Genomic DNA, 23561 nt, shown 5'->3' with positions numbered 1-23561 from the left:
TGAGCGTAGCCGAAGCATCTCTACTGCGCAACTAATCCTTTCGATTGGATTACTTCTGCGGTAGAGATGCTTCGGCTGCGCTCAGCATGACCGTTCCTTTTGTAACAATTCAACCCTAGTGCAACGCCCGTTTTTTAATGATGCCGCCCTGCGCGTCATCAATGCGGTACTGCACGATGAAGGCGTTGGGGTCGACTTCCTGCACCGCCGTGCGCAGGGCGGGCAGCTCCAGCCGGGTCACGACGGTGAACACGATGTCGCGCTCCAGGCCCAGCTCGCCGCGCTTGCCGTAGCCCGATTTGCCCTGGTACATCGTCACGCCCCGGCCCAGCTTTTCGGTGATGACCTTGCGCACATCGTCGCTGTATTCCGACACGATGGTGACGCCGGTGTACTGCTCAATGCCGTTGAGCACGAACTCCAGCACGCGGGCGGCGGCGAAGTAAGTCAGCATGGAATACAGGGCGGGCTCGGTGCCCAGCACCAGCACGGCCACCCCGAAAATAACAACGTTGAGAATCAGAATCAAGTCGCTCACTTTGAGCAGCACCAGGAAGCGGCTCACGAGCAGGGCCGCGATTTCGGTGCCGTCCAGCACGGCGCCGCCGCGCATGGCCAGGCCAATGCCCGCCCCGATGAATACGCCGCCGAACACGGCCGTCAGGAGCAAATCATGCGTTACGTCGGGGAAGGGCACGAAGGCCAGCATCAGCGCCAGCCCGCCGATGCCCAGGGCGCTGCGCAACGCGAATCGACGGCCCAGCTGCTTATACCCGAGGGCAATGAATGGCAGGTTGATAATGAGAATGAATACCGAGAGCGGCAGCCGAAAGCCCGTGGCCAGCAGCATCGAAACGCCCGTGACGCCGCCATCAATGAAGTGGCTGGACAACAGAAACGACTTCAGGCCAAATGCCGCGGAAACAACGCCCGCGATGATGAACGCCGCGTTGGTCAGCTCAGAATTGGGACGGTTGATGGTTTTTGCAGAGGTAGGTATGTCCATGCAGGTGGGGTTGGGTGAATTTAATAATACCAAAGAACGTCATGCTTCAACTGCGCGGACGCTGGTTGGGCATGACGTTCTTCTATACGGGCAACCGAGAGCTTTACCCTTCCTGCGACAAAATCAGCACGGCATACGGGGCGATGGCAATGCTGCCGTGCCACTCGAAACCGTCATACTCGCCTTTCTCGGCGTCGATACCGAAGCTGGGCATGTCGCCAAACTCGCCGTCGTAGCCCTGCCAGTCGCTGTTGAAGCGCACCTGCCAGTGGCCCGGGCCGGGCAGGCCGATGGTGTAAGCCTCGTACGCCTGGTTGGCGAAGTTGGCCAGCACCACGGTGGTATCGCCGGGGCCGCCCTCACCGGCCTGACGGCCGAAAGCCACCAGCTTGGCCTCGTCATTTACGTGGAAAACTTTGGTGTGCTGCCCGCCCAGGCCGCGCGTTTTGCCGTGCAGGTTGCGGCGCAGGCCAATGAGGTCGCGGTAGAGGTTCACTAGGCCGTTGCGCTCTTTCACGCGCTCCCAGCGAATGGGTTCGGTGTCGACAAACGACCCATCGGCCAGCATTTCCTGGCCCTGAAACAGCATGGGGATGCCGGGGGCCGTCATCACCAGGGCCGCGCCCAGGGTGGTGCGCTTCTTGGCAAACCAGTGGTCGGCCGCGCCGGGCATGATTTCCTCGGCCACGCGGCTCTTGCCGTTGGCCACTTCGTCGTGGCTTTCGGTGTAGATGACGCGCCGGAAGGCGTTGTCGTTGTAGACCTGGGCCAGTGCCTGGGCCACGGCCTGCATGTCGCGGTCGGCATCATTCGGGGTCGTCAGCGCATCGCGGATGGGGTATACAAACGAGCCGTCCCACTGCGAGTCGAAGCCCTGGCCGCCGTTGGCGGTGGCTTCGGTGATGGCGGGGTTGCCGCGCAGGTCCTCGGCGATGGTGATTTTCCAGGGCATCGTCTGGTCGATTTCCTCGTTAATCCAGCGCATCAGGCTCCAGCCGTCGGGCAGGTCGTCGCCGGGGTTTTCCTCGCCGTTCACGTTGCGGATGAAGGCAATGGCATCGGCGCGCAGGCCGTCACAGCGGTACTCGTTTAGCCACATCAGGGCGTTGTCGCGGATGTACTGGCGCACCTCGGGGCGGCCGTAGTCGGGGCGGTTTTCGCCCCACGGCGTTTTGGCGCGCCAGTCGTTGTAGAAGTAGATGCCGCCGCCGTCGTTCTCGCTCCAGCCATCAAACTGCCAGAGGTCGAGGTCGCCGGGCCCGAAGTGGTTGTACACCACATCGAGCACCACCGCGATGCCGTGCTGGTGGGCCTGCTTCACCATTTCCTTGAAGGCCACCGGCCCGCCGTAGTCGCTTTCCAGCGCAAACGGGTTGGCGGGGTTGTAGCCCCACGAGCGGCTGCCCGGAAACTCCGTGGCCGGCAGCAATTCGATGCAGTTAATGCCCAAATCGCGCAGGTAGGGCAGCTTTTCGGCCACGCTCATGAAGGTGCCCACGTGTTCGGCATCGGGGGCGTTGAAGGTGCCCACGTGCAGCTCGTAAATCACCAGCTCGTTCCAGGCCGGCATCTGGAACTGGTCGTCGCCCCAATCAAAATTCGGGTCGTGCACCACCGACGAGCCCGCCGAGTTCGTGACCTGGCGGGCGTAGGGGTCGTTGCGGTCGAAGGTTTGCTTGCCATTGATGAGGTGAAATTTGTATTCGTCGCCCACTTTGGCCGCAGCCACATCGGTGGCCCAATAGCCGTTTTCTTCGGCTTGCAGCGGGTTTTTGTCGGCCTGCCAGTCATTAAAAGTGCCGATGACGGAAACCGACTCGGCGTGGGGTGCCCACACCCGGAAGGTGGTGCCGGCCGCGTGGGGCACGGCGCCCATGCCGGGCTGCAGGGTGGGACTGGGGGCTGCTTGCGGCACTTTGGCCGGAGCTGGTTTAGAAGAAGCTTTCGGAGCAGTTTTAGCGCGGGAAGCGGGTTTGGGAGCAGAAGCGTTGGACATCGAAAAAAAGACTCTCCACCGCCCGGGCAGCCGAAAATGCGGCGGGTACGGGGCGGCAGGTACCGCTGATATACGAAACTGTCGCGCTTTTGGCCACTTGTGCGCCGCTCGGCCGTCGCATCGGCTGGCCCTCAACGAAATTAAACCCTTGCGATATTCCGGCCGGATTACAACCGGAAAAATATTTTGCCGACTTTTCAGTCATGGACACCGCCATACTCCCCACCACCCAGGGCCGCACCACCCTCTACCACCGCCGCCACGCCTGGCAGCAGCGCGTCAAAACGCTGAGCCATCTAGGCCCGGCCCTGGTGTTGCTCTTTGCCGTGCAGCCCGTGCTGGCGGGCAATGAAGCTTTCACGCCCCTGGTAGCGCTGGAGTTTGGGGTGGGCGCGGCCTACCTCGTGCTCATGGTGCGCGAGCTGCTGCACCTGCGCCACAACCCCTTTCACCAGGAGCGGGTGGCGTGGCTGGAGCTGGCCGCCGCCGGCATTCTGGCCCTCGAAAGCTACCACATCTGGCACCGCCACCACGTAGCCGAGGCGGCCCAGGGCGTACACCGGCTGCATACCCTGCCCTGGATTTACGCGGCCGTGGCCGTGGCATACGTGGTCATGGCCTTCCGCACGCGGCAAATGGCCGGCCGCCGCTTCCTGCACCTGCACCCCGCGGGCTTTGGCGTGCGCACCACCCGCCTCGGCCGCGCCCACGAGCTGCGCTGGGCCGACTTGGCCGCCGCCGAGCCCGCCGGCCCCGCCGACGTGCTGCTGCGCCGCCACGACGGCCAGACCCACCGCATCTCCTTTGCCGACCTGCACGACGGCCCCGCCCACCGCGACCGCCTGCTGGCCCACGCCGCCCAAGCCCTGGCCCCCGCCCCCGAGGGTGCCTGAGCAAGCGCATTGGACAACTTTACCGGCGTATTTGGGGTTTTCAGGGTAATCTTTGCCCCGATTTATCGCCCTTATGCCCCGTCCCAAGCCCGTTATTTTTGGCCTCTACGGCTGGTCGCCCGACTACGGCTTCCGCTACATTCATCCCGCCAACCGCCGCGCCTTTGAGTTGCTGGAGCCCGTGGGCAAGCTGTTTGAAAAGATTTCCGAGGACGAAGAAGGCGAGTGGATAACCATCCGCTACGACGAGCAGCAGTTCCTCGTGCGCCCCGAGCTATTTAAGGAAATCTACCACAAGCCGAAATTCAGCTTCGGCGACGCCGTCGAAGAAGTCACGCCCCAGCCCGGGCAGTACCGCCACTTCGGCCACGTCTCCGACGTGTTCTGGGACGAGGCCACCGATACCGCCACCTACCAGATTGTGGAGCGCAAGCGCAAGCTGCCCCACGTGTTCCAGGCCACCGAGCTACGCGCCGACTAACGGCAGCACCGTATCTGCTGGTGCCAGTAGGATATCTTTAATAGGCAGTAGGATATCTGCTAGGGGTATAGGTGTGTCGGATGTAAGTAATTGGATATATTTTAGCTAAATTAAGATATCTGCTGGATGCAGGGACGTGTCAGCGGTTTTTATACCGCTAAAAGGCTATTTGGGCCCGTCAGCGGGCTTGGCCGCCCCGTCCTACACCCCCACCGCGATGCCCACCACCACCGCCACGGCCCCCAGCGCAAACAGCGCGGCCCACAGCGGCGCGGCAAACTTCACCCACTGCTCAAACCGCACGCCCGTGGCCGCCAGCATGGCCATGAGCGTGCCGTTGGTGGGCGAGATGAGCTCGCACAGCCCCGCCCCGTACTGAAACGCCAGCACCGTCACCTGCCGCGACAGGCCCAGAATATCGGACAGCGGAACCAGCAGCGGCATGGTAAGGGTGGCTTGCCCGCTGCCGCTGGGCACGGGCAGGTGGAGCAGGGTTTGCACGCCCATCATGCCCAGGGCGGCCAGCGCCACGGGCAGGTGCCCCAGCGGCGCGGCCAGCCCGTGCACAATGGTATCCACGATGTGGCCCTGCTCCAGCACCACAAAAATGGCCCGGGCAAACCCCACCAGCATGGCCGAAAACGCAATGTCCCGGAAGCCCGCAATGAATCCCTCGGCCGTGCCCGTGAGCCCGCGCCCGCCCACCAGCCCCGCCACCACGCCCAGCCCCAGAAACAGGGCCGACATCTGCTCGAACTCCCAGTGCAGCTGCACCACGCCGTAGGCAAACACCGCGAATGCGCCCAGCATGAGCAGCAGCACCAGGCCCGGGCGGCCGCTCTCGGCTGCCGGGCCCGCGGCCATTTCGTTGGCATCGAGGCTTAAGTCCGGGGCCATGCGGTGGCGCACGGCGTGGCGCGTGGTGGCCCACAGCCACAGCCCCACCGCTACTAGCAAAAAGCCCATCCGAAACGCCCCGCCCGAAAGCAGCGGAAGCTGCGCCAGCTTCTGGGCAATGCCCACCTGAAACGGGTTTATTGGGCTGAAGGAAGCGCCCACAAAGGCCGCCCCCACGCTGGCCGCCACCGCCGTGAGGGTGGGGTAGCCCAGTCGCCGCATTAGCACGAGCAGCACGGGCACCAGCGGAATTATCTCCTCGCCCATGTTTTCCAGCGCGCCCATGGTGGCGAAGAGCGTGCCCACCAGCGGAATCACGAGCACCTCGCGGCCATGAGCGCGGCGCAGCAGCCAGTCCACCCCAAAGCGCAGCGCCCCGGTCTGGTCGACCACCGTGAAGGCCCCGCCGGCCAGGAAAATCAGGAACACCACGGCCGCCGCGTCGGCCAGGCCCTTGGGCACGTCCACCAGCACGTCGAGCGGGCTCACCGGGGTGGCGGGCACGGCGTGGTAGGAGCCGGCCACCACCACCTGCCGCCCGGTCACGGCATCGAGGTGGCGCGTGAATTCGCCGGCCGGCAGCACGTAGCTCAACGCCGCCGCCAGGATGATAAAACCAACAATGAGCACCAGCGGGTGCGGAAAACGAAATCGATTCATGACGCGAACTTAGGGCGGCCGCGCACGAACTTTGCAAAAGCGCCGTTTCGCTTCCCATGACCATCACCGCGTTCAAAGCCCTGCATCAGCGCCGCCAGCTCGACTACCTGGCCCGGCACGGCACGCGCCTGGCCGAGCGGCCGGAAGACAGCTTCGAGCTCACGCTCTACGCCGTGGAGGACTTTTATGCCGAAACCTGGCGCAGCCGGGGCGAAGAGCACATCCTCTTCATCCACGTTTTCCAGAAGCCCGCCGGCCTGGGCGAATACCTGGCCCGCGTGCAACTGCCCGCTAATCTCTAAGGTCCTTGCGCCGCCCCGGCACTACCGCCGCAAGGCATAAAACCAGCTGAATGCGCCAACTATTACTGTCTCTGTTGCTGCTGGTGGGGCTGAGTAGCTCGGTTTTCGCCCAGAAAAATCCGGCCGCCCCGCAAACGCCGCTGGAATTTGGGTTTGGGCATCTGGTGGTGATGTTTGGCAAGGACAGCGTGGATTTGCTTATTCAATCGCCGCCCGGGCGGGAGGCGGCCACGCTGCCAGTGCTGCTGTGGGCGCAGGGCTCGCTGCCCAAGCCACTCATTTTGTATGACCAGCACGGCGCCTACGGCGTGTTTCCGTTCCTGAATAAGAAGACATTTCCTAATTGCCACCTCGTCATCATCGGCAAGCCCGGCGTGCCGCTGGTGATGAATGTGGAGGGCCAGAACCCCAACCAAGTATTTCGCACGGCCACGCCACCGGCCTATTATTGCCAGCGCAACTACCTCGACTACTACGTGCGGCGCGACGAGGCCATCATCCGCTACCTCAAAAAGCAGCCCTGGGTTGATGCCAAGAATGTGGTGGCCGGCGGGCATTCCGAAGGCAGCGCCGTGGTGGCGCAACTGGCCGCCATGCCGGGTCTGCTGCGCCGGGCCGTGTACCTGAGCGGCAGCCCCTTGGGCCGCGAGCTTACCAAAATAACCCGCGACCCCACCGATGCCGACAGCGCCGCCGTGGAGGCCGAGTTTGCCCGCTGGCAGCATGCCGTGGACCATGCCACGCAGAACGACTGCGGCCCGGGCGACAGCGACCTGAACGTGTTTTCGCACGGGCAGTCGGAGCTGCCCGCGCTGCTGGGCGCGGCGGTGCCCATCTTCGTGGGCTACGGCACCCGCGACGCCGGCGCGGCCGCCAACGACTACCTGCGCCTCGAAGCCATCCGGCAGCACAAAACCACTCTCACCTTCCGGCCCTACATCGGCCGCGAGCACAACTTCTTCGGCTTCAAGAACGGCCAAGTGAATTACGATGACTATTACTGGGAGAAAGTCGGGGCTGAATTTCTGCGCTGGGCCGGGCTGCAATAGCGTCGGCATATACGCCAAAGCGCTACCTTGCCGGGCATGAACCGCTTGCTCCCGCTCGTCTTTGCCCTGCTCAAGTTTGTCTCCGGCTATCTCCTCAGCAATCCGCAGTACGACCTACACCGCGATGAATACCTCTACCTCAACCAGGGCCAGCACCTGGCCTGGGGCTACTTGGAAGTGCCCCCGCTGATGGCCGCGCAGGGCTGGGTGAGCCTGGCGCTGGGCGGTAGCTTTTTCTGGGTGAAGTTCTGGCCGTTTCTGTGGGGCGCGGCCACGCTCTACCTCGTGATGCGGCTGACGCAGCAGTTGGGCGGTGGCTGGTTTGCCACGGCGCTGGCGGGCACCTGCTACCTGGGCACATCCTTCGCGCGGCTCAACCTGCTGTTTCAGCCCAACTCATTCGAGGTGTTTGGGTTCGTGTTTTGCCTGTTCGGGCTGGTACGGTACGTGCAGACGGAACGGCCCCGGTTCCTGTACTGGCTGGGCGTGGGGCTGGGCCTGGGCCTGCTGAATAAGTACACCACGCTGTTTTTTATTGTGGCGCTGGGCGGGGCCCTGCTGCTCACGCCCTGGCGGCGCTTGCTGGCGCAACGGCACTTTTGGGGCGCGGCGGGGCTGGCGCTGCTGCTGTGGCTGCCCAACCTGGCCTGGCAAATCCGGCACGGCATCCCCTTTCTGCACCACATGCAGCTGCTGCACGACAGCCAGCTGGTGCACGTCGAGGCCGCCGAATTCTGGAAAATGCAGCTGCTGATGTGCATTGGGGCCGTGTGGGTGTGGGTACCGGGTCTGTTGGCGCTGCTGCTGAGCCGCGCCCTGCGGCCCTACCGGGTGGTGGGACTGGTGGTGGGCTTTGGCATCGGCTTGCAGGCGGTGCTACACGGCAAGGCCTACTACACGCTTGGTTACTATCCGGTGCTGTTCAGCTTTGGAGCGTGGTGGTGGGAGATGCGGTTCCGGCAGTTTGGGCGGCCAACTCGGCCGGGCAGCCTGGCCTGGCGGCCGGTGGCCCAGGTGGTACTGCTGAGCCTGCCGCTGCTGTTGCTGCTGCCCATCCTGCCGTTCATCTATCCGCTGCGGTCACCGGCGGCCATGGCGGCCATGGCGGCCCTGCGGTCCGGCTTCGTCGGTCTGGGCCTCTACCGCTGGGAAGATGGCCAGAACCACGCCCTGCCCCAGGACTATGCCGACATGCGCGGCTGGCGCGAAATGGCCGACAAAACCTGGGCCGCCTACCAAAGCCTGCCCGCGCCGGTGCGCGCCCACACCCTCATCAAGTGCGATAACTACGGAGAGGCCAGCGCCATCAACTACTATAACGCCCGCCGGGGCATGCCGCCGGTACAGAGCTTCAACGGCAGCTTTTTGTACTGGTACCCGGTGCGGCTGGACTGGCGGGCCATCATCATGGTTGATGATGAGCCCGACGCGGAACTGATGTCGCATTTTGCCTCCTGCCGCCCATTCGGCCGCGTGCAGGATGCCTACGCCCGGGAAAAAGGGACGGTTATTAGCGTTGGAATAAAGCCAGATAGCGCAATAATCAGTCGGGCTAATAATGAGCACCGCGCCGCACTGGCCGAGTGGGAAGGCCCGGCCGCACACCCCTGATTGCCTCGGAAATAACGGCACCAACTCCGGCCAATCTGGACTGCAATAAAGACGATATTGATTTTTAATATGAATAAGTAAATAAGTTGTTTTTGTGGCGCCTTATTGGGCTCTCAGGTGAGGCATGCGTATTTACCCGTATGTATTTTTGCCGCCGAGCCATTGGTGCGCCGCTGGTTCTCACCCTATCACTTTCCCTTGAGCCATGGCTGTCTACCAGCTAATCTACCGCAGCGTCGCCACCCGTTTACCCAGCGGCAAGGAATTGGCGAGAATGGTTGAGCAGGCGCGCATCCACAACTACAGCCAAGCCATTACCGGCGTGTTGTTTTACGCCGAAGGCCGGTTTTTGCAGGTGCTGGAAGGGGAGATAGCGCCGGTAGAGGCCCTGTATGAGCATATCCGTCAGGATTCGCGGCACACCGAAGTGGTTAAAATGCACGGCGCTCCCGGCGCGCAACGCCTGTTCCCTCACTGGAGCCTGGGCTTTGGCCAAGTGGCCGCGCCGGCGCTGGCCCGCCTTCTTGCGTACCTCGACCCCGAGCATCGGGCCGAGTTGCTGCCCCAGGGCTACGCCGCCGAGGAGTTTATTGCCGACACGCTCCAGGAATTTGCGCGCGAGGAGCTGACGGGGGCAGGTAAGCCGCTCGGACAATAGCGGCCGGGCGGGCTAAGCAAGGAATGGAAACTCGGCCAGGCTTTCCCACGGCCCGTTGCGGTAGGCCCACAGGTGCAGGCCGGTGCCCTGGGCTTCGAAGGGCGTGAAACCGGCCTGCAAATCGGCCAGGAGCGTGCGGGCTTCTTCAGGAGCTACTTTATTTTGGATGGTGATGTGGGGCTGAAGCTTCTGCTGGTCCTGGGGCGTGAGGTACGGGGCGAAGGTGGCCTGGAGCCGGCGGTGCAGGGCGCGCAAGTCGTCGTTTTCGAGAGTGAAGGCCACGCCCCGGCCCAGCGAGCGCAGGCCCGTGACCGCCAGGGGCAGCCGGGGCTGGCTGGGCGCAATGGCCTGGAGCTGCGCCTGCACGGCGGCCAGCTCCGCGCCGGGCAGGTGATGAAACAGCGTGAGGTGTGCCGCCAAATAGTTGATGGCTGGCGGGAAATGCTGGCGGCGCAGGTCATTGAAGTAAGCCTGCGCCGCGGCATCGAGGGCGAGGGTGAGAATGAGCGGAGCGGGGGTGAAATTGGGCATTGGATGGGGCAGAAGTAGCACGGGCACCTACGCAAAGCTGCCCGTCGAAGCCGTACTTTGCCGCTCCACCCACTCGCTTTTGCCATGCCGCACCCCGTCTCTTACACCCTTCTCATTCAGCACGCCGCGCAGGTACTCACGCTGGCCGGCGGCCCGACCGACCGGCCCCTGGCCGGCCCCGACCTGAGCGGCTGGACGATAATCGAGCGCGGCTACGTGGCTTGCGTGGATGATAAAATTGTGGCCGTTGGCCCGATGAACGAGCTGGACCTCTCGCGCATTGGCCCCGAAACCCGCCTCGTAGATGCCACCGGTTGCGTGGTGATGCCTGGCCTGGTGGAGTGCCACACCCATTTGGTATTCGGCGGCAACCGCGCCCACGAGTTCGAGCGCAAGCTGCGCGGCGAGTCCTACCTCGACATTCTGGCCAGCGGCGGGGGCATTCTGAGCACCGTGCGCGCCACCCGCGCCGCCTCGGAAGCGGAGCTGCTGGAAAATGCCCTGCACCATCTGGACGGGTTCCGGCGCTACGGCGTGACTACCGTGGAGGCCAAAAGTGGGTACGGCCTCGACCGCGACACCGAGCTGCGCCTCGTGCGCGTGGCCCGCCAGGCCGGCCGGCAGCAGCCCGTGCGGGTGGTACCTACGTTTCTGGGGGCGCACGTGGTGCCGCCCGAGTTCAAGGAAGCCGGCCCGCAGGCCTATGTCGATTTCATTTTGCGCGAAGTGCTGTCGGACCTGAAAGGGGAGGCGGCGTTCGTGGATATTTTCTGCGAGCAGGGCGCGTTTCCGCTCGAAGTTTCGCGGTATTACCTGGAGCAGGCCCGCCACATGGGCTTCGGCCTGAAAATCCACGCCGAGCAGCTGCACGACCTCGGCGGCTGCGAAATGGCCGCCGCCCTGGGCGCGGTCAGCGTCGACCATTGCGATTACCTCATGCCGGCCGCCGCCGGCCGCATCGCGCAGCAAACCCAGGGGCAAACCGTGGCCGTGCTGCTGCCGCTGGTGCCGCTGTTCCTAAGACAAGAGAAGTACGCGCCCGGCCGCGAGTTCATCGAAAACGGCCTGCCCGTGGCCCTGAGCACCGATTTTAACCCCGGCTCGTGCCCCAGCAAAAACCTCTGGCTGGCCCTGTCGGTGGCCTGCCTCAAAATGGGCTTCACCCCTAAGGAGGCCGTGGCCGCCGCCACCCTCAACGCCGCCTGGGCCATCAATCAGCAGCACGACTGCGGCAGCCTGGCCCCCGGCAAGCGCGCCGACGTACTGGTATTGAACGTGGGCAGCGTGGCCGAAATCCCCTACTGGCTGGGCGAAAACCCAGTGCGTAATGTGATAATCGGCGGGCAGTAGCTGGTAGTTGTTCAAACGTAAAAAGGCCAGTCCGAAGCTTCAGATTGGCCTTTTTTAGTGGAAAAGGAAGGAAGATACGGGTTACAACTGCCGGATGCGCTGCACGATTTCGGCGGCGCTGAGGGCTTGCAGCGTGGGCGTGACCACGGCTCCGGCGGCGGTGGTCAGGCGCTGGGTGCCGTAGTAAAGCAGGCCGTCGCGCTCCTGCAGCACAATGGCGATGACATCAGCTCCGTAGGGCAGGGAACTGTTCCAGCGGGTGGGCGAGGCCGCCGTGGGATAGCAGCGAGCCAAGCCATTGTAGCCCACCGGGCGGAAGTACACTCGCGTGCCGGTAGTGGTGCTGTTGAAAGGCACATCCACCCCGATTTGCCCAGTGCTATTGGCCGAGTAAGCATGCCAGAACTGGTCGAGGTTCCAGAGGCTGAGCGAGTCGAGCGGGATGGACGCATGGTAGTAGCCGGTCGGTCCGGGCCCAACCGGCGTTGAGCCGACTATTACATTGGTCGTGTCAATTGGCAACTGCCACCCCGACGAATCCTGGGGTGTACCAGCTAAAGGACTCGCCGGCTGCTGCCACAGTAACATGGGCGACGTCGCATCGAGGCCGGCGGTGGGCTTGGGGGAGGTCAGTGAAAGCCGCTGGACAACGCCGGTGGGCGAAACCCGGGCTAGGCGCAGTCGCGTGCTGCCCTGCCACACCTGAATGTCGAACTCGCCGCCGGAAATCAGCATCTGGTGCGACGAGGCCGCCGTGGTGGGCAGGTTGGCCAGCACCATGTCGGGCACCGAATAAATCTCGCGCACCCGCAGCTGGGCTTGGCCCGTAGCCAACTGGCGGTTGGGCAGTTCGAAAACATTGGCGTCGAAAGCCAACGTGGCTCCGGCCCGGGTACGGAAGCTCTGGGCCTGATTCAGGGCGAAGGTGAAGGTTTGGACGGCCGGCGCGGCGGCCCGCAAATCGGCGAAGGTGGCCGGCGTGGCAGCCGGAGCACACACCACTATGTCGTCTTCTTTGCGGCAAGCGGCCAGCAGGGCCACGCCCAGGCATAAACATGCGAACTGTTTCATGAAAACCAGGAAGGAAAAAATGGGTGGAAAGTCCCTCATCAGGCGCAGGTTTTCCGGCCGCTGGCCAGCCAGTCGGAAGCCCGCACCGAGGCATTTAGGGCAAATTGAAAGCCGCTCCCAGCAGCGCTGCGCCTCCAACCAGGTGGCGCTGGTAATAGGCCGAGGTGGCCGGGGCCAGGGGCGTGAGCAGGTAAGTGGCCGTGGGCTGCGCCAGCAGCTCCCAGCGCCCGCCCTCACCCAGGCGGTAGCGGACTTCAGCCCCCAGGCTGGCCCCCACGCTCACGCGGCGGTAAGGGCTATTGTTGAAGCTCCAGGTCTGGCTCTGGCAGGCGCACGAGCTGCCCTCGGTGCTGCTGCCGCCCACGTACACGGCCGCTTCGGCTCCGGCAAGCACGCCCACGCGCCAGCGCCCCGAGAGCGTCCAGCCGTAGCCCACCTGCATCGGCACCGTCACAAACCGGTAGGTATCGCGCCGGTGAATGCCGGTGGTGGCGGATGCGGAATCCAGGCTGTTGGCAACGGCTCCGGTCGTGGCGGCATGCACTTGTTGCAGGGCCAGGGCAGCAGCATACTCGGCGTAGCCAAGGCCTGCGCTCAGGCTCCAGTGCCCCCCGAGGGTGCGCCGCACGGTGACTTGCGCCGTGCTGCCCAGGGCCGGCCGTTCCAGCGCGGCCGCCGCACTGGTCGTGCTATTGGTATTGGTAGGTAGAAAAGTCGAGGCGCTTGCGCCTGCGCTCCCTGTGTTTAGCGTCCGGTAGGTGAGTGCCGGGCCGGCCACCACCTGCACCGCCCAGTGCGATGCGAAGGGCAGTGGCAGCGGGCTGGGTGCCACGGCCACCAGTTGCGGGGTGGGCAGCCCCGGCCCGGCAGCCAGCTGCACGGCTACTGCCCGGGCGGGCTGTACGGTCTCGGCAGTGCGCTGGCTGAAGCGGTTTGCCACCAAGTGGGCAGCGCTGGCAGCGGCCGTTGTTGGGGCCGATTGGCGAATAGGCGGGTCTGCAGTTGGCGGTGTGGGGGACTGCGACTGAGGCAGCGGCTGCCCGGCGGCGGGAGTTGCCACCGCCGACAGCGCCGCTTCGGACTGGTGGTGGCTACGCGCCAGACGCTTTCCCGAAGCCGTTAGTGCTGGAAATGATTGACTGATTACTGCCGTTGAAGATTTGTGACCCGGCCGTGCTGGACCGGACCGGAGCACTGCCGACTTTGTGGTTTTGGGCAAATGGTTGGCGGTACCCGCTACGGAAACAGCCGGTTTGCCCATTCCCGGCACTTGCCCACGAGCGGCCACGGATGAATTCTTTCGGCGAATACTGCCCGCGGCCCGGTCTTTAGTGGCCGGCGTAACTACGCTACGGCCGGCCCGGCCCGAAATACCAGCAGAGGCCCCCTGAGCAGCCAAAGCAGCGGCAACCGACCCTGTCGCACCTGAAACCGTTCCCCCAACCGAAGCCGAAGTAGCAGCCGATGCCGGCGCTGCTGCCCCCTTGGAGCCCCGTACTGCCACCGGGCCTTTTAAATCCGAAACTGCTGAACCGGCCATTGAAGTGCCAGCCGACCCGGCAGCTGCACCAACAGATAATTGCTGTTGGGCGGTAGCGGAAGAAGCTTTTGTTGCCGCGGGCTGGCTCAGGGCCACTGCCTGCGGGAGTGCGCGCCTGGAAATAATGGCGTTTTGCGGGCTGGCGGTGGAAGTTCTGGCAGCGGTAGGCGTTAAAATACGGGAATTCGTTCGGCCCACCTTTGAAACAGTCGTCGCCGGCTTCACTCCCCACCAGTGCCAGCCCGCGCCCACGGCCACCATCGTCAACGTAACCAAAAACAACCACGCTACCGGCACCCGCCGCCGGCGCTTCCGCAGCTGCGGCGCGGCTACGGGCGGCGGCAACTGCGCCCGAATGCCCGCCCACAGTGCGGCCGGCGGCTCCTGGCCGTAGTCGGCCAGGCGGTCGCGCAGGGCATCGTACAAGTCGTCGGGTTTGCGGTCGGTCATGGCAATTGGGGGTGATGGTGGGCCGCCAGGCGGGTTTCGAGCAGCCGGCGGGCCCGCGCCAGCTGCGATTTGGACGTGCCTTCGGCGATGCCCAGCAATTCGCCGATTTCCTGGTGCGAGTAGCCCTCCACGGCGTAGAGGTTGAGCACCGTGCGGTAGCCGGGCGGCAGGGTGGCCAGCAGGGCCAGCAGGTCGTCGGCGGCCAGGTGCTCCAGGGCCGAGGGCTCGGCGGTGGGCAGGTCGCCGGCCAGGTCGTCGAGGGCCTCACCGGCCGGGCCGGGGTGGCGCAGGCGGTGCTGCTCCAGGGCGTGCAGCGAAGTGGTGACGGCAATGCGCCGCGCCCAGGCCTCGAACGGCCCCTGCCCCCGAAACTGGTCGAGGCGGGTGAAGATTTTAACGAACGTGTTTTGCAGGGCGTCTTCGGCTTCGGCCCGGTTGGGGCAGTAGCGCAGGCACACGCCCATCAGGGCATAGGAAAGTTTCTGATAGAGCTGGTACTGCGCCGCCGATTCGCCCCGCCGGCACGCAGCCAGCAGCGCCTCATCAACCAGGGTAATGGGTGGCGGCATGCAGTGGAAAAGTAGGAGTGAAGGCAAGCGGTACCGGCCCGCCTTATACCCCCCTGACCGGCCAGTGCCGGCCCGGGTTGCGTGGCCTGTAAAAGATTTTAAAAATAAACTGCTAGAAACCAGCCCGGCAATTTGCCAACGCGACCCGTGCCGTATTCTTGCCGAAAGAATCCGCTCCCATTCCCCCAACCTTCCCGAACCCGCCATGCGCTACTTCCACGTCGACGCCTTCGCCCAAACGCCCTTTGCTGGCAACCCCGCCGGCGTGTGCCCGCTCGCAGCCCCGCTGCCCGCCGCCCTCATGCAGCAAATTGCGGCCGAAAACCACCTGGCCGAAACCGCCTTCTTCGTGCCCCGCCCCGGCACCCCGGCCGAATTTGATATCCGCTGGTTCACGCCGGCCGTCGAAATTGACCTTTGTGGCCACGCCACGCTGGCCTCGGCCCACGTCCTGTTCACGCACCTCGGCTTCGCGGGGCCACAGGTCACCTTCCACAGCCAGAGCGGCCCGCTGCGCGTAACGCGCGAAGCCGATGGCCGGCTCACCCTCGATTTCCCCTCGCGCCCGCCGCAGGAGCTGGCCGTGCATCCCACCGGCCTCACCGACGCCCTCGGGGCCACGCCGCTGCGGGTGCTGGCCGCCCGCGACCTGCTGGCCGTGTTCAATTCCGAAGCCGAAGTGCGCGCCCTAGCCCCCAACTTCGCCCGCATCGCGGCCCTGGAGTACGTGGGCGTCATCGCCACCGCGCCCGGCTCCAATGGCGTTGATTTCGTGTCGCGGTTTTTCGCGCCCCGCGTGGGCATCACCGAAGACCCCGTCACCGGCTCGGCCCATAGCATCCTCATTCCCTTTTGGGCCGAAAAGCTGGGCAAAACCGAACTACGCGCCCGCCAGATTTCCCCGCGCGGCGGCGACCTCTGGTGCCGCCTGCGCGGTGATAGAGTGGATATTAGCGGCTACGCCGTGACGTATGCGGCGGGGGAGTTGCTGGTGAGCACTGAGCAACATTAATCAGTTTCTTAGGGCGACAATAAATTCCAGAAAGACCGTTGCTTGATGCCAACTCCTTACTCCTTTACCATGATGAAAATATTGACTCTACTGCTGTGGGGCTGCAGCATCGGCTCGGCACTGGCACAAAGCAACGATGCTCCGGTACGTGAGCTAGTGAAAGAGGGCGTGAAGCTCTACGACGCGGGCAAATACGAGGAAGCCATTGCTAAATACCAGCAGGCCTTGGCGGCTGCGCCCAAAGACGAGACAGCCCTCAGCGAGTTGGCTCTCACCTATAATGAGCTGGGCCGCAACGCCGACGCCGCGGCCATTTGCGAGAAGCTGGTGAAAGCCAACCCCGACATCGACGCCAGCGTGTACGTGACTTACGGCAACAGCCTCGACGCGATGAAGAAAAGCAAGCAGGCCAACCAAGTGTACGAGCAGGGCCTGAAACACCACCCCGATGCCTATTCGCTGTATTACAACGCCGGCGTGGCCCAGGCCGGCAGCAATCAGTTGCCAGCTGCTATCAACAATTTTCAGCAGGCGGTGATGCTCAATCCGCAGCACGGCAGCTCGCACATGAGCTTGGGCATGATACAATTAGGCAGCCGCGCCCGCGTGCCGGGCATGTTGGCCTTGGGTCGGTTTCTGGTGCTGGAGCCGCGCAGTGCTCGGGCCGCCCAGCGCCTGCCGTTGCTGGACCGCGCCATGACGCAGGGCGTGGCCAAAACGGGTGAAAATGCCATCACCATCAACATATCGGCCGATGCGCTGAAGGGTAGCAACGGCAAAAGCAGCGGCCCCGACAACTTCGGTCCGGCTGAAATGATGTTGTCCATTTCGGGTGCCACGGCCCTCACCACGCCGCCCGGCCTGCCCGTGCCCACGGCCATGGAGCAGTTCAGCAGCCGGTTCAGCAGCCTGTGTAAGGTGCTGCGCGAGTTGAACGAAAAACAACCCCAGGCGGGCTTTACCTGGAATTACTACGTGCCCTACTTCGTGGAAATGGAAAAGAAAGGCTTTGTGCCGGCTTTCACCTACCTCGTCCACGCCTCGAAAGCCGATGAGCCCGAGGTGCAGCAGTGGCTGGCCGCGCACCCCACCGAGGTGGAAGTGTTTCAGGAATGGTCGAAAAACTACATCTGGCCTAAAGCCATGCGCTAGCCGGCCTTAGAGGTAGGCGGAGATTATACCGTTTTTCGGGGAGCTTTTTTTGAAGTGGTGCTGGCTCCCAGCCGCTCCGGATTGTCAGCCAGGAACTTTCCCCAGCTTTTGCCGCCGCTCACGGTGTTGTTGTTGCCCTTCTGGTAGTGGTGGCACAGGGCCACGGCCAGGGCATCGGTGGCGTCCAGAAACTTGCTGGCTTCGGCGATGGGCGGCAGCGTGAGCGTCTGGCGCAGCATGTGGGCCACCTGCTCCTTGGTGGCCGAGCCCGAGCCCGTGACGGACTGCTTCACCTTGGTGGGGGCGTACTCAACGTAGGGAATCTGGCGGGAGAGGGCAGCCGCGATGGCCACGCCCTGCGCCCGGCCCAGCTTGAGCATGCTCTGCACGTTGACGCCGAAAAACGGGGCCTCGATGGCCAACTCGTCGGGTAGGTACTCGTCGATGAGCTCCAGCATGCGGTCGAAAATCCGCTTTAGCTTTACGGCGTGATTCGAGCCCAGGGCCTTCATATTGATAACGTCGTAGCACAGCACGTCCACGCGCTGGCCGCGCACCTCAATCAGGGCGTAGCCCATAATCTGGGTGCCGGGGTCGACGCCCAGAATGATTTTGGGCAGCAGCTCGACGGCGGGGCGGGGGCGAAGGGGAGCGGGCATCTTTCACAAAGTTACGACCCCGGCAAGGCCGATGCCCCGGAAACTGGTGTTCCATCGGCAGCGGCCGGTGCTTCGGCAACTAGTTTCGGCCCGGGCGCATCATCGCCAGAACCCGAAAAGCGCCGGGCCCGGCAGTGGAAACGCCTGGTGTTCTGGGGCAAAATCGGCGTCACGCTGCTCACGCTGGGGCTGCTGTATAATTCCATCTTCGCCGCGCCCGACACGGCGGCGGCCTGGCGGCACCTGCTCAGCACCACGCTCAGCGGGGCGGGGCGCGGCCCAGTGCTGCTGGCCCTGGCCCTGGTGCCTGCCAACTGGGGCCTGGAGGCCTGGAAATGGTACCGCCTGGCCCGGCACCTGGAGCCGGTCACGTTCGGGCGCAGCTTCCGGGCGGTGCTGGTGGGCCTTACGCTGGGCTTCGCCACCCCCAACCGCGTGGGCGACTACGCCGGTCGCATCATCGAGCTCAAAAGCCGCCGCGTGAGTGCGCTGGGGGCCGTTTTTCTGGGGCGCTACTGCCAGCTGGTGGCCACGGTGCTGGCGGGCGTGGCGGGCCTGCTGTACTTCCTGCTGACTTTTTACCTGAACGGCTACCCGGCGGCCGGGCTGGGCGTGGCGGCCTCGGCGGCGCTGCTGAGCGGGCTGGTGCTGGTGCCGCTGTACCGGTCGCGGCTGCTGCTGGCGGCGCTGGGCGTGTGGCGGCCGTTGCGGCGGTTTCGGCCGGCACTGGCTATTATGCCTACCTATCCGGCCACGGCGCTGCATGCGGTGCTGGCCATTTCGGGGCTGCGCTACGGGGTTTTTTGTGCGCAGTTTATGCTGCTGCTCGCGGCGTACGGCGTGGGCGGGCCGCTGGGGCCGGGGCTGGCCGCCGTGGCGGGCACGTTCTTTTTGAAGTCGCTGGTGCCCTCGCTCAATGCCCTGGCCGATGTCGGAGTGCGTGAGCTGTCAGCCACGCATTTGTTTGGGTTGCTGGGGCAGCCGGCACTGCCGGTGCTCTCGGCCAGCCTGAGCTTGTGGGTTATCAATATTGCTCTGCCCAGCGCGGCCGGCCTGCTGCTGGTGCCCGGCCTGCGGGTGCTGCGCGAGAAGCGCGCCGGGAAATGATGGCCGCGGTTGGCATTGGGTTGTTGGTGCTGCCGGCGCTGTACGCGGCGCTGATGGGATGGCTGCGCGGCGGGTGGGCGAGGAATGAAGATTTAAGCGCGAAGCATCAGGGATTGAGGATTGATAATTCTTCGAGGCTCTCTGTTGATTCCGCTTCAACTCCTCTGTTCTCAGTTCTCATTGCCGCCCGCAACGAGGCCAAAAACCTCCCCCAACTCCTGCGCGACCTCGCCGCCCAAACCCAGCCGGCTGCCTGCTTCGAAGTCCTCATTGCCGACGACCATTCCTCCGATGCCACCGCCGCGCTGGTAGCCGCCGCCGCTCAGGAAGCTGCTTTTACCCTGCGTCTCATCAAATTACCCGCCGCCCTAACCGGCAAAAAAGCCGCTCTGCTCACGGCCTTGCACGCCGCCCGTGCTCCCTGGCTGGTATGCACCGATGCCGACTGCCGCCTCGGCCCCGGCTGGCTGGCGGCCTACGCAGCCCTGCTACAGCGGCAGCCACAGGCCAATTTCATTAGCGGCCCGGTACTGCTCACGGGGTCGAATTCACTGTTCATGACCCTCATGGGGCTGGAATTTGCTGGTTTGGTGGGCGTGGGCGCGGCCTGCCTGGCCTGCCAGCAGCCCACCATGTGCAACGGCGCCAACCTGGCCTACCGCCGCGCCGCCTTCGAAACCGTGGGCGGCTTCGCCGATAATGCCCACCTCGCCAGTGGCGACGACGAGTTTCTGCTCCATAAAATCCACGCGGCTTTTCCCGGCACGGCCCATTTCCTGACCGATGCGGCCGCCATTGCCCGCACAGCAGCACCCCCTACGCTGCGGGCGCTGCTGCGGCAGCGGGTGCGCTGGGCCAGCAAATGGCGGCACTACCAAAGCGCCGCCTCGCGCCGCCTGGCCCTGCTGGTGCTGGGAGCCAACGTGGCCCTGGCCGTCGGCCCCCTTGCGCTGCTGAAATGGCCCAGCCTCTGGCCCTGGGTGCTGGTGGCGTGGCTACTCAAGCTGGGCGGCGATGTGTGGCTGCTGAGCCCGGTGCTGCGGTTTTTCGGGCGGCGGAAGTGGCTGTGGGGGCTGCTGCCGCTGCAACTGTTGTACGCGCCGTATGCGCTGGCGGTAGGAGCGGCCGGCTGGCGCGGCGGCTACGAGTGGAAGGGGCGGGCAGTGCGGTAGGGCAAGGCATTATTGGGCCTGAAAAGCAGCGTCAAAAAAATACTGTCTCGCGGGCTTGGAAGGTAAATTTGCCGCATATATATTCCACCTAAGCCCGACGTGTTATGCGCTTCAATTCGGTTGGTTTCGCCCTTTCAGTCGGCATGATGCTGGTAGTCGTGCTCATTGGTTTCACCCTGTTGAGCGCCGCCGGGCTGGTGGGCTTCGCGGCCGATGACGCCGAGGCCGCGCGTATCGAAGCTGAAAAACCCATCAATGAGCGCGGCCCGGCAGTGCCGCAGGTAGTCGTTAGCCGGTCACGCCCGGCAGCTGGCCCGGAAGCGGCTGAAGTAGCTGCGGGCGACGCCCTGTTCAAAGGCAACTGCGCTCAATGCCATGCGGTGAATGAGCAGGTGGTGGGCCCGGCGCTGGCTGGCATTTCGCAGCGCCGGCCCATGAGCTGGATTTTGCCCTGGGTGAAGAACTCCAGCAAAGTGGTGGCCAGCGGCGATGAGTATGCGGTGGCGCTTTTTGCCAAGTTTAATAAGCAGCAAATGCCGTCGTTTGCGCTTTCAGACAAGGAAATCCGGTCTATTGTTGCCTACATCGAATCCGAGCGGGCGTACAGCATGGCAGTGGCCCGGCAATAACAGCGGGAGTTTATCCGGGCACTGCCAGCCGGAGCTGGATTGGCCGCGACCGGGTCAGCCGGTCGCGCAGCCGCAGGAAGGGCGTCTCGAAGTAGTGAAAAGACAAGCTGCTCACGGCCACCGTCGCGCCAAAAATCAGCCCGACCAAGAGCAGGTTTTCGCCCACGGTACCGACGATAATGCCGTGGTTGGTGCAGTATTGAATGGCGACGTGGATGGCGACGATGTGAAAAACGTAAAGCCCGTAGCTGATGCGCCCCAGGTAGGCCAGTACCGGATTGGTGAGCCGAATGGCCGAGCCGGCCGGCAAAAACATGGCGACAAGTGAGGCAAACAGCGCGGCTACCAGGCTGGGACGGAATACGTTGAACCAGCTGCCCGGCACGTACGGCAGCACGTCGATTTGAAACACCACCGCCAGCAACACGAGCCCAATGAGCCCGTAGCGCCACCCCAGCCCCAGGCCATTGACCCGCGTCGAAAAGCCGACGTAATCAGTGGCCACCCAGTGGCCCAGCAGCCCGCCGATGGCAAACACGTCGAGGTGCGTGAGCAGGTCGTTGGTTTCCATCGAAACGTTATGTGGGAACACGAATGGCTCGGCGTAGCGGCAGGCCCAGGCGATGGGCAGGCACGCCAGCAGAAACGTGGGAATGTGCCGCCGAGCCACCAGGAAAAGGACCAGCACCCACACCAGGTAAAAATGCTCCTCAATGCACAACGACCAAAACACCGGCAGCGGCGTAGTGCGCGGGAAATTGTCCATCAGCAGCATCTTGTAGTTCTCCAGAAACGTGAAGGAGAAACGCCAGTCGGGCACGTAGCCGCCGCTCATCATGTGGAAGCCCCAGCGGGTGGCCAGGTCGTCGGGCAGCAGGAAGGCCAGCAGGACCCCGGCATAAAATAGCGGCCAGATGCGCAGGCTGCGGCGAATGAGGAAGTTGCGCACGCCGACCTGGCCCCGGGCCAGCTTTTCGGCCACCAGCAGGTAGGTGATGAGAAACCCGCTCAGCACGAAGAAGAAATCCACCCCGATACCGCCGCCCCGCTTCAGGTACTGTAGCACCGGCCAATCGAGCTGAATGGGAACATGGAAAAAGAAGACCTTGAGAAACGCGAAAAAGCGTAAGGCTTCGAGCGAGGCAAAGTGCAGCTTGGGGGGTGGAGAAAGCAAAAGGACAGGCTGCATCAGCAAAAAAGCAGGGCTAAGGCCCAAAAGTAGGAGTTGGTTCCATCATGCCGCCCACCGGGCTTACATTTGCCCAAAACCCAGCCCGCCGTTTCTCTCCGTGACTGACCCCGAATTCGACCTGCTCGACGAACTGTACTTCGTCACCCCGTTCCGCACGCTGCTCCAGAAAACCGGCCTGCCCGCCGCTGAGCTCGAAGACCAGCTCCGCACCTTGCTGGAGCAGGGCCTCATCCGCAGCTACTGGCCCGACCCCGACACCGAGCTGGCCTACGAAACCACGTCCTTCGGCGCCATTGCCCGCGATGCGTCCTACCTGGCCTCGAAGGAAGGCCTGCTGCAACACAACACCCGCTAACGGTGGCGACGGCAGCAACGGCAGCACCACCCACCACTGCGGCCGCCGCCCGGCCGCCCGGCTACTACGTGCGCCAGCGCCTGTGGCAAAACCGCCCCGCCGTGGCTGGGCTGGCCTTTATTGCCCTGTGTACGCTGGTGGCGCTGCTGGGCTACTGGGTGCTGCCCGACAACTCGCCCAACGCCAACCACGGCTTCGTGCAGATTCAGAAGGAGCGGCCCGGCCTGCGCGTGCTGCTGCTGCGCCAGCCGCTGCCCGATTCGGCCCGCACCGGCCTGGCCCCGGCCAACATCTTCAGCACCTGGCTGCGCGGCCGCGAACCCGAAATGCAGGAAATGCCCATCGGCGGCTACCAGTTTTCCGGCGATTCCATCATCCTGAAACCCCTGGGCCAGCATTCGGCCGAGGCGGGCCGCCGCCGACGTCTGGCGCTGGCTACCGTGGTCGGCCACGCTGGCCCGGCCGCCGAATTGCAGCGAGAAATCAAGGCCAGTCACCTCGTCACCCGCACCTACGCCCTGGGCACCGACAAAGCCGGGCGCGACGAGCTGAGCCGGCTGCTGCTGGGCACGCGCATCTCGCTGGGCATCGGCTTGGTGGCGGTGCTGATTTCGGTGGTGCTGGGCATGGCCGTGGGCGCGGTGGCCGGCTATTTTGGCGGCTGGGTCGATTCCGTTTTGCTGGGCCTGATGACCGTGGTGTGGAGCATTCCGGGCATCATGCTGGTTATTGCCATTTCGCTGGCGCTCGATAGCAAGGGCGTGTGGGTCAGCTTCGTAGCGGTGGGCCTCACCATGTGGGTGGACGTGGCCCGCGTGGTGCGCGGCCAGATGCTTAGCCTGCGCTCGGCCACCTTCGTGGAGGCTGGCCGGGTGCTGGGGCTGCCCACGTCGCGGCTCATTGCGCGGCACCTGCTGCCCAATATGCGCGGGCCGCTCATTGTGCTGGCCACCAGTAATTTTGCCTCCGCTATTCTGCTCGAAGCCGGTCTGAGTTTTCTGGGACTCGGGGTGCAACCGCCCGCGCCCAGCTGGGGCCTCATGGTGAAGGAAGGCTACGATTTGCTTGGTACCGAGGCAGGGTTGTGGCTCACGCTGCTGCCGGGTACGGCCATTTCACTGCTCGTACTCAGCTTCAACCTGCTCGGCAACGGACTGCGCGACGCCTACGACCCCAAAACGCCCGTAGCGGTGTAAATTTACGGTCCCGCGCCTGGGTT

General features: G+C 64.3%; 24 protein-coding genes. 15 read left to right on the top strand and 9 right to left on the bottom strand.

The window, feature by feature from the left end; translation table 11 throughout:
• Window positions 1-115 precede the first annotated feature (115 nt).
• Window positions 116-1006, bottom strand: coding sequence for a YitT family protein (locus ACYU7Q_RS06820; RefSeq protein ID WP_460608679.1), 891 nt, complete (start codon window positions 1004-1006; stop codon window positions 116-118).
• 103 nt (window positions 1007-1109) lie between these two features.
• The gene (locus ACYU7Q_RS06815; protein WP_460608678.1) at window positions 1110-3002 is read right to left on the bottom strand and encodes an alpha-amylase family glycosyl hydrolase; all 1893 of its coding nucleotides are present in this window, start codon (window positions 3000-3002) and stop codon (window positions 1110-1112) included.
• Window positions 3003-3205: 203 nt separating this feature from the next.
• On the opposite strand from ACYU7Q_RS06815, the gene ACYU7Q_RS06810 reads away from it, so the two are divergent.
• The gene (locus tag ACYU7Q_RS06810; protein ID WP_460608677.1) at window positions 3206-3895 is read left to right on the top strand and encodes a hypothetical protein; all 690 of its coding nucleotides are present in this window, start codon (window positions 3206-3208) and stop codon (window positions 3893-3895) included.
• A 73-nt stretch (window positions 3896-3968) separates the two neighbouring features.
• A complete protein-coding gene (locus ACYU7Q_RS06805; RefSeq protein WP_460608676.1) occupies window positions 3969-4376 on the top strand; it encodes a DUF6960 family protein in 408 nt (135 codons plus the stop codon).
• 201 nt (window positions 4377-4577) lie between these two features.
• Here the strand turns inward: ACYU7Q_RS06805 and ACYU7Q_RS06800 are convergent, their stop codons facing one another.
• Window positions 4578-5933, bottom strand: coding sequence for a YfcC family protein (locus ACYU7Q_RS06800; protein ID WP_460608675.1), 1356 nt, complete (start codon window positions 5931-5933; stop codon window positions 4578-4580).
• Window positions 5934-5989: 56 nt separating this feature from the next.
• Here ACYU7Q_RS06800 and ACYU7Q_RS06795 point away from each other — a divergent pair, with 56 nt between their 5' ends.
• The 4 genes from ACYU7Q_RS06795 to ACYU7Q_RS06780 all read left to right on the top strand — a co-directional run bounded on the left by ACYU7Q_RS06795 (window position 5990) and on the right by ACYU7Q_RS06780 (window position 9553).
• The gene (locus ACYU7Q_RS06795; protein WP_460608674.1) at window positions 5990-6235 is read left to right on the top strand and encodes a hypothetical protein; all 246 of its coding nucleotides are present in this window, start codon (window positions 5990-5992) and stop codon (window positions 6233-6235) included.
• Between the two features lie 50 nt (window positions 6236-6285).
• On the top strand, window positions 6286-7284 hold the full coding sequence (locus ACYU7Q_RS06790; RefSeq protein ID WP_460608673.1) for an alpha/beta hydrolase family protein: 999 nt from the start codon (window positions 6286-6288) through the stop codon (window positions 7282-7284).
• Between the two features lie 36 nt (window positions 7285-7320).
• A complete protein-coding gene (locus ACYU7Q_RS06785; RefSeq protein WP_460608672.1) occupies window positions 7321-8895 on the top strand; it encodes a glycosyltransferase family protein in 1575 nt (524 codons plus the stop codon).
• 205 nt (window positions 8896-9100) lie between these two features.
• Window positions 9101-9553 (top strand): BLUF domain-containing protein, encoded by a 453-nt coding sequence (locus tag ACYU7Q_RS06780; RefSeq protein ID WP_460608671.1) that lies wholly within the window; start codon window positions 9101-9103, stop codon window positions 9551-9553.
• 12 nt (window positions 9554-9565) lie between these two features.
• Here the strand turns inward: ACYU7Q_RS06780 and ACYU7Q_RS06775 are convergent, their stop codons facing one another.
• Complete coding sequence (locus ACYU7Q_RS06775; RefSeq protein ID WP_460608670.1) at window positions 9566-10084, bottom strand: 2'-5' RNA ligase family protein; 519 nt, start codon at window positions 10082-10084, stop codon at window positions 9566-9568.
• A gap of 84 nt (window positions 10085-10168) precedes the next feature.
• On the opposite strand from ACYU7Q_RS06775, the gene hutI reads away from it, so the two are divergent.
• Window positions 10169-11434: an amidohydrolase family protein gene (gene hutI / locus ACYU7Q_RS06770; RefSeq protein ID WP_460608669.1), complete on the top strand. Its 1266-nt coding sequence runs from the start codon at window positions 10169-10171 to the stop codon at window positions 11432-11434.
• Window positions 11435-11515: 81 nt separating this feature from the next.
• Here hutI and ACYU7Q_RS06765 read toward each other — a convergent pair whose 3' ends face one another.
• Window positions 11516-12505: a hypothetical protein gene (locus ACYU7Q_RS06765; protein WP_460608668.1), complete on the bottom strand. Its 990-nt coding sequence runs from the start codon at window positions 12503-12505 to the stop codon at window positions 11516-11518.
• 94 nt (window positions 12506-12599) lie between these two features.
• Window positions 12600-13445 (bottom strand): outer membrane beta-barrel protein, encoded by an 846-nt coding sequence (locus tag ACYU7Q_RS06760; protein WP_460608667.1) that lies wholly within the window; start codon window positions 13443-13445, stop codon window positions 12600-12602.
• A 745-nt stretch (window positions 13446-14190) separates the two neighbouring features.
• On the opposite strand from ACYU7Q_RS06760, the gene ACYU7Q_RS06755 reads away from it, so the two are divergent.
• Window positions 14191-14439, top strand: coding sequence for a hypothetical protein (locus ACYU7Q_RS06755; RefSeq protein WP_460608666.1), 249 nt, complete (start codon window positions 14191-14193; stop codon window positions 14437-14439).
• A 52-nt stretch (window positions 14440-14491) separates the two neighbouring features.
• On the opposite strand, the gene ACYU7Q_RS06750 is transcribed toward ACYU7Q_RS06755, so the two are convergent.
• On the bottom strand, window positions 14492-15064 hold the full coding sequence (locus ACYU7Q_RS06750; protein WP_460608665.1) for an RNA polymerase sigma factor: 573 nt from the start codon (window positions 15062-15064) through the stop codon (window positions 14492-14494).
• 205 nt (window positions 15065-15269) lie between these two features.
• Here ACYU7Q_RS06750 and ACYU7Q_RS06745 point away from each other — a divergent pair, with 205 nt between their 5' ends.
• Both ACYU7Q_RS06745 and ACYU7Q_RS06740 read left to right on the top strand, forming a co-directional pair.
• The gene (locus tag ACYU7Q_RS06745; protein WP_460608664.1) at window positions 15270-16076 is read left to right on the top strand and encodes a PhzF family phenazine biosynthesis protein; all 807 of its coding nucleotides are present in this window, start codon (window positions 15270-15272) and stop codon (window positions 16074-16076) included.
• 72 nt (window positions 16077-16148) lie between these two features.
• Window positions 16149-17228, top strand: a complete 1080-nt coding sequence (locus ACYU7Q_RS06740; protein WP_460608663.1) for a tetratricopeptide repeat protein — start codon at window positions 16149-16151, stop codon at window positions 17226-17228.
• A gap of 23 nt (window positions 17229-17251) precedes the next feature.
• Here ACYU7Q_RS06740 and ruvC read toward each other — a convergent pair whose 3' ends face one another.
• Window positions 17252-17887, bottom strand: a complete 636-nt coding sequence (ruvC, locus tag ACYU7Q_RS06735; RefSeq protein WP_460608662.1) for a crossover junction endodeoxyribonuclease RuvC — start codon at window positions 17885-17887, stop codon at window positions 17252-17254.
• Between the two features lie 147 nt (window positions 17888-18034).
• On the opposite strand from ruvC, the gene ACYU7Q_RS06730 reads away from it, so the two are divergent.
• The 3 genes from ACYU7Q_RS06730 (at window position 18035) to ACYU7Q_RS06720 (ending at window position 20795) form a co-directional block, all read left to right on the top strand.
• Window positions 18035-18994: a lysylphosphatidylglycerol synthase domain-containing protein gene (locus ACYU7Q_RS06730; RefSeq protein WP_460608661.1), complete on the top strand. Its 960-nt coding sequence runs from the start codon at window positions 18035-18037 to the stop codon at window positions 18992-18994.
• Window positions 18991-20166: a glycosyltransferase gene (locus ACYU7Q_RS06725; protein ID WP_460608660.1), complete on the top strand. Its 1176-nt coding sequence runs from the start codon at window positions 18991-18993 to the stop codon at window positions 20164-20166. The genes ACYU7Q_RS06730 and ACYU7Q_RS06725 overlap by 4 nt, the downstream gene beginning before the upstream one ends.
• A 104-nt stretch (window positions 20167-20270) precedes the next feature.
• Window positions 20271-20795, top strand: coding sequence for a c-type cytochrome (locus ACYU7Q_RS06720; protein ID WP_460608659.1), 525 nt, complete (start codon window positions 20271-20273; stop codon window positions 20793-20795).
• Between the two features lie 10 nt (window positions 20796-20805).
• Here ACYU7Q_RS06720 and ACYU7Q_RS06715 read toward each other — a convergent pair whose 3' ends face one another.
• Window positions 20806-21969 (bottom strand): acyltransferase family protein, encoded by a 1164-nt coding sequence (locus ACYU7Q_RS06715; RefSeq protein WP_460608658.1) that lies wholly within the window; start codon window positions 21967-21969, stop codon window positions 20806-20808.
• A 115-nt stretch (window positions 21970-22084) separates the two neighbouring features.
• On the opposite strand from ACYU7Q_RS06715, the gene ACYU7Q_RS06710 reads away from it, so the two are divergent.
• Together ACYU7Q_RS06710 and ACYU7Q_RS06705 are read left to right on the top strand one after the other, a co-directional pair.
• Entirely contained in the window at window positions 22085-22342 is a 258-nt protein-coding gene (locus tag ACYU7Q_RS06710) for a hypothetical protein (protein WP_198070155.1), read from the top strand.
• Window positions 22343-22344: 2 nt separating this feature from the next.
• On the top strand, window positions 22345-23538 hold the full coding sequence (locus ACYU7Q_RS06705) for an ABC transporter permease (RefSeq protein WP_460608657.1): 1194 nt from the start codon (window positions 22345-22347) through the stop codon (window positions 23536-23538).
• The last annotated feature ends 23 nt before the right edge of the window (window positions 23539-23561 follow it).

It is taken from the genome of Hymenobacter terrigena, from assembly GCF_054776515.1.
The sequence above is the reverse complement of the archived record's forward strand: the minus strand, read 5'-3'. Positions and strand labels throughout refer to the sequence as shown.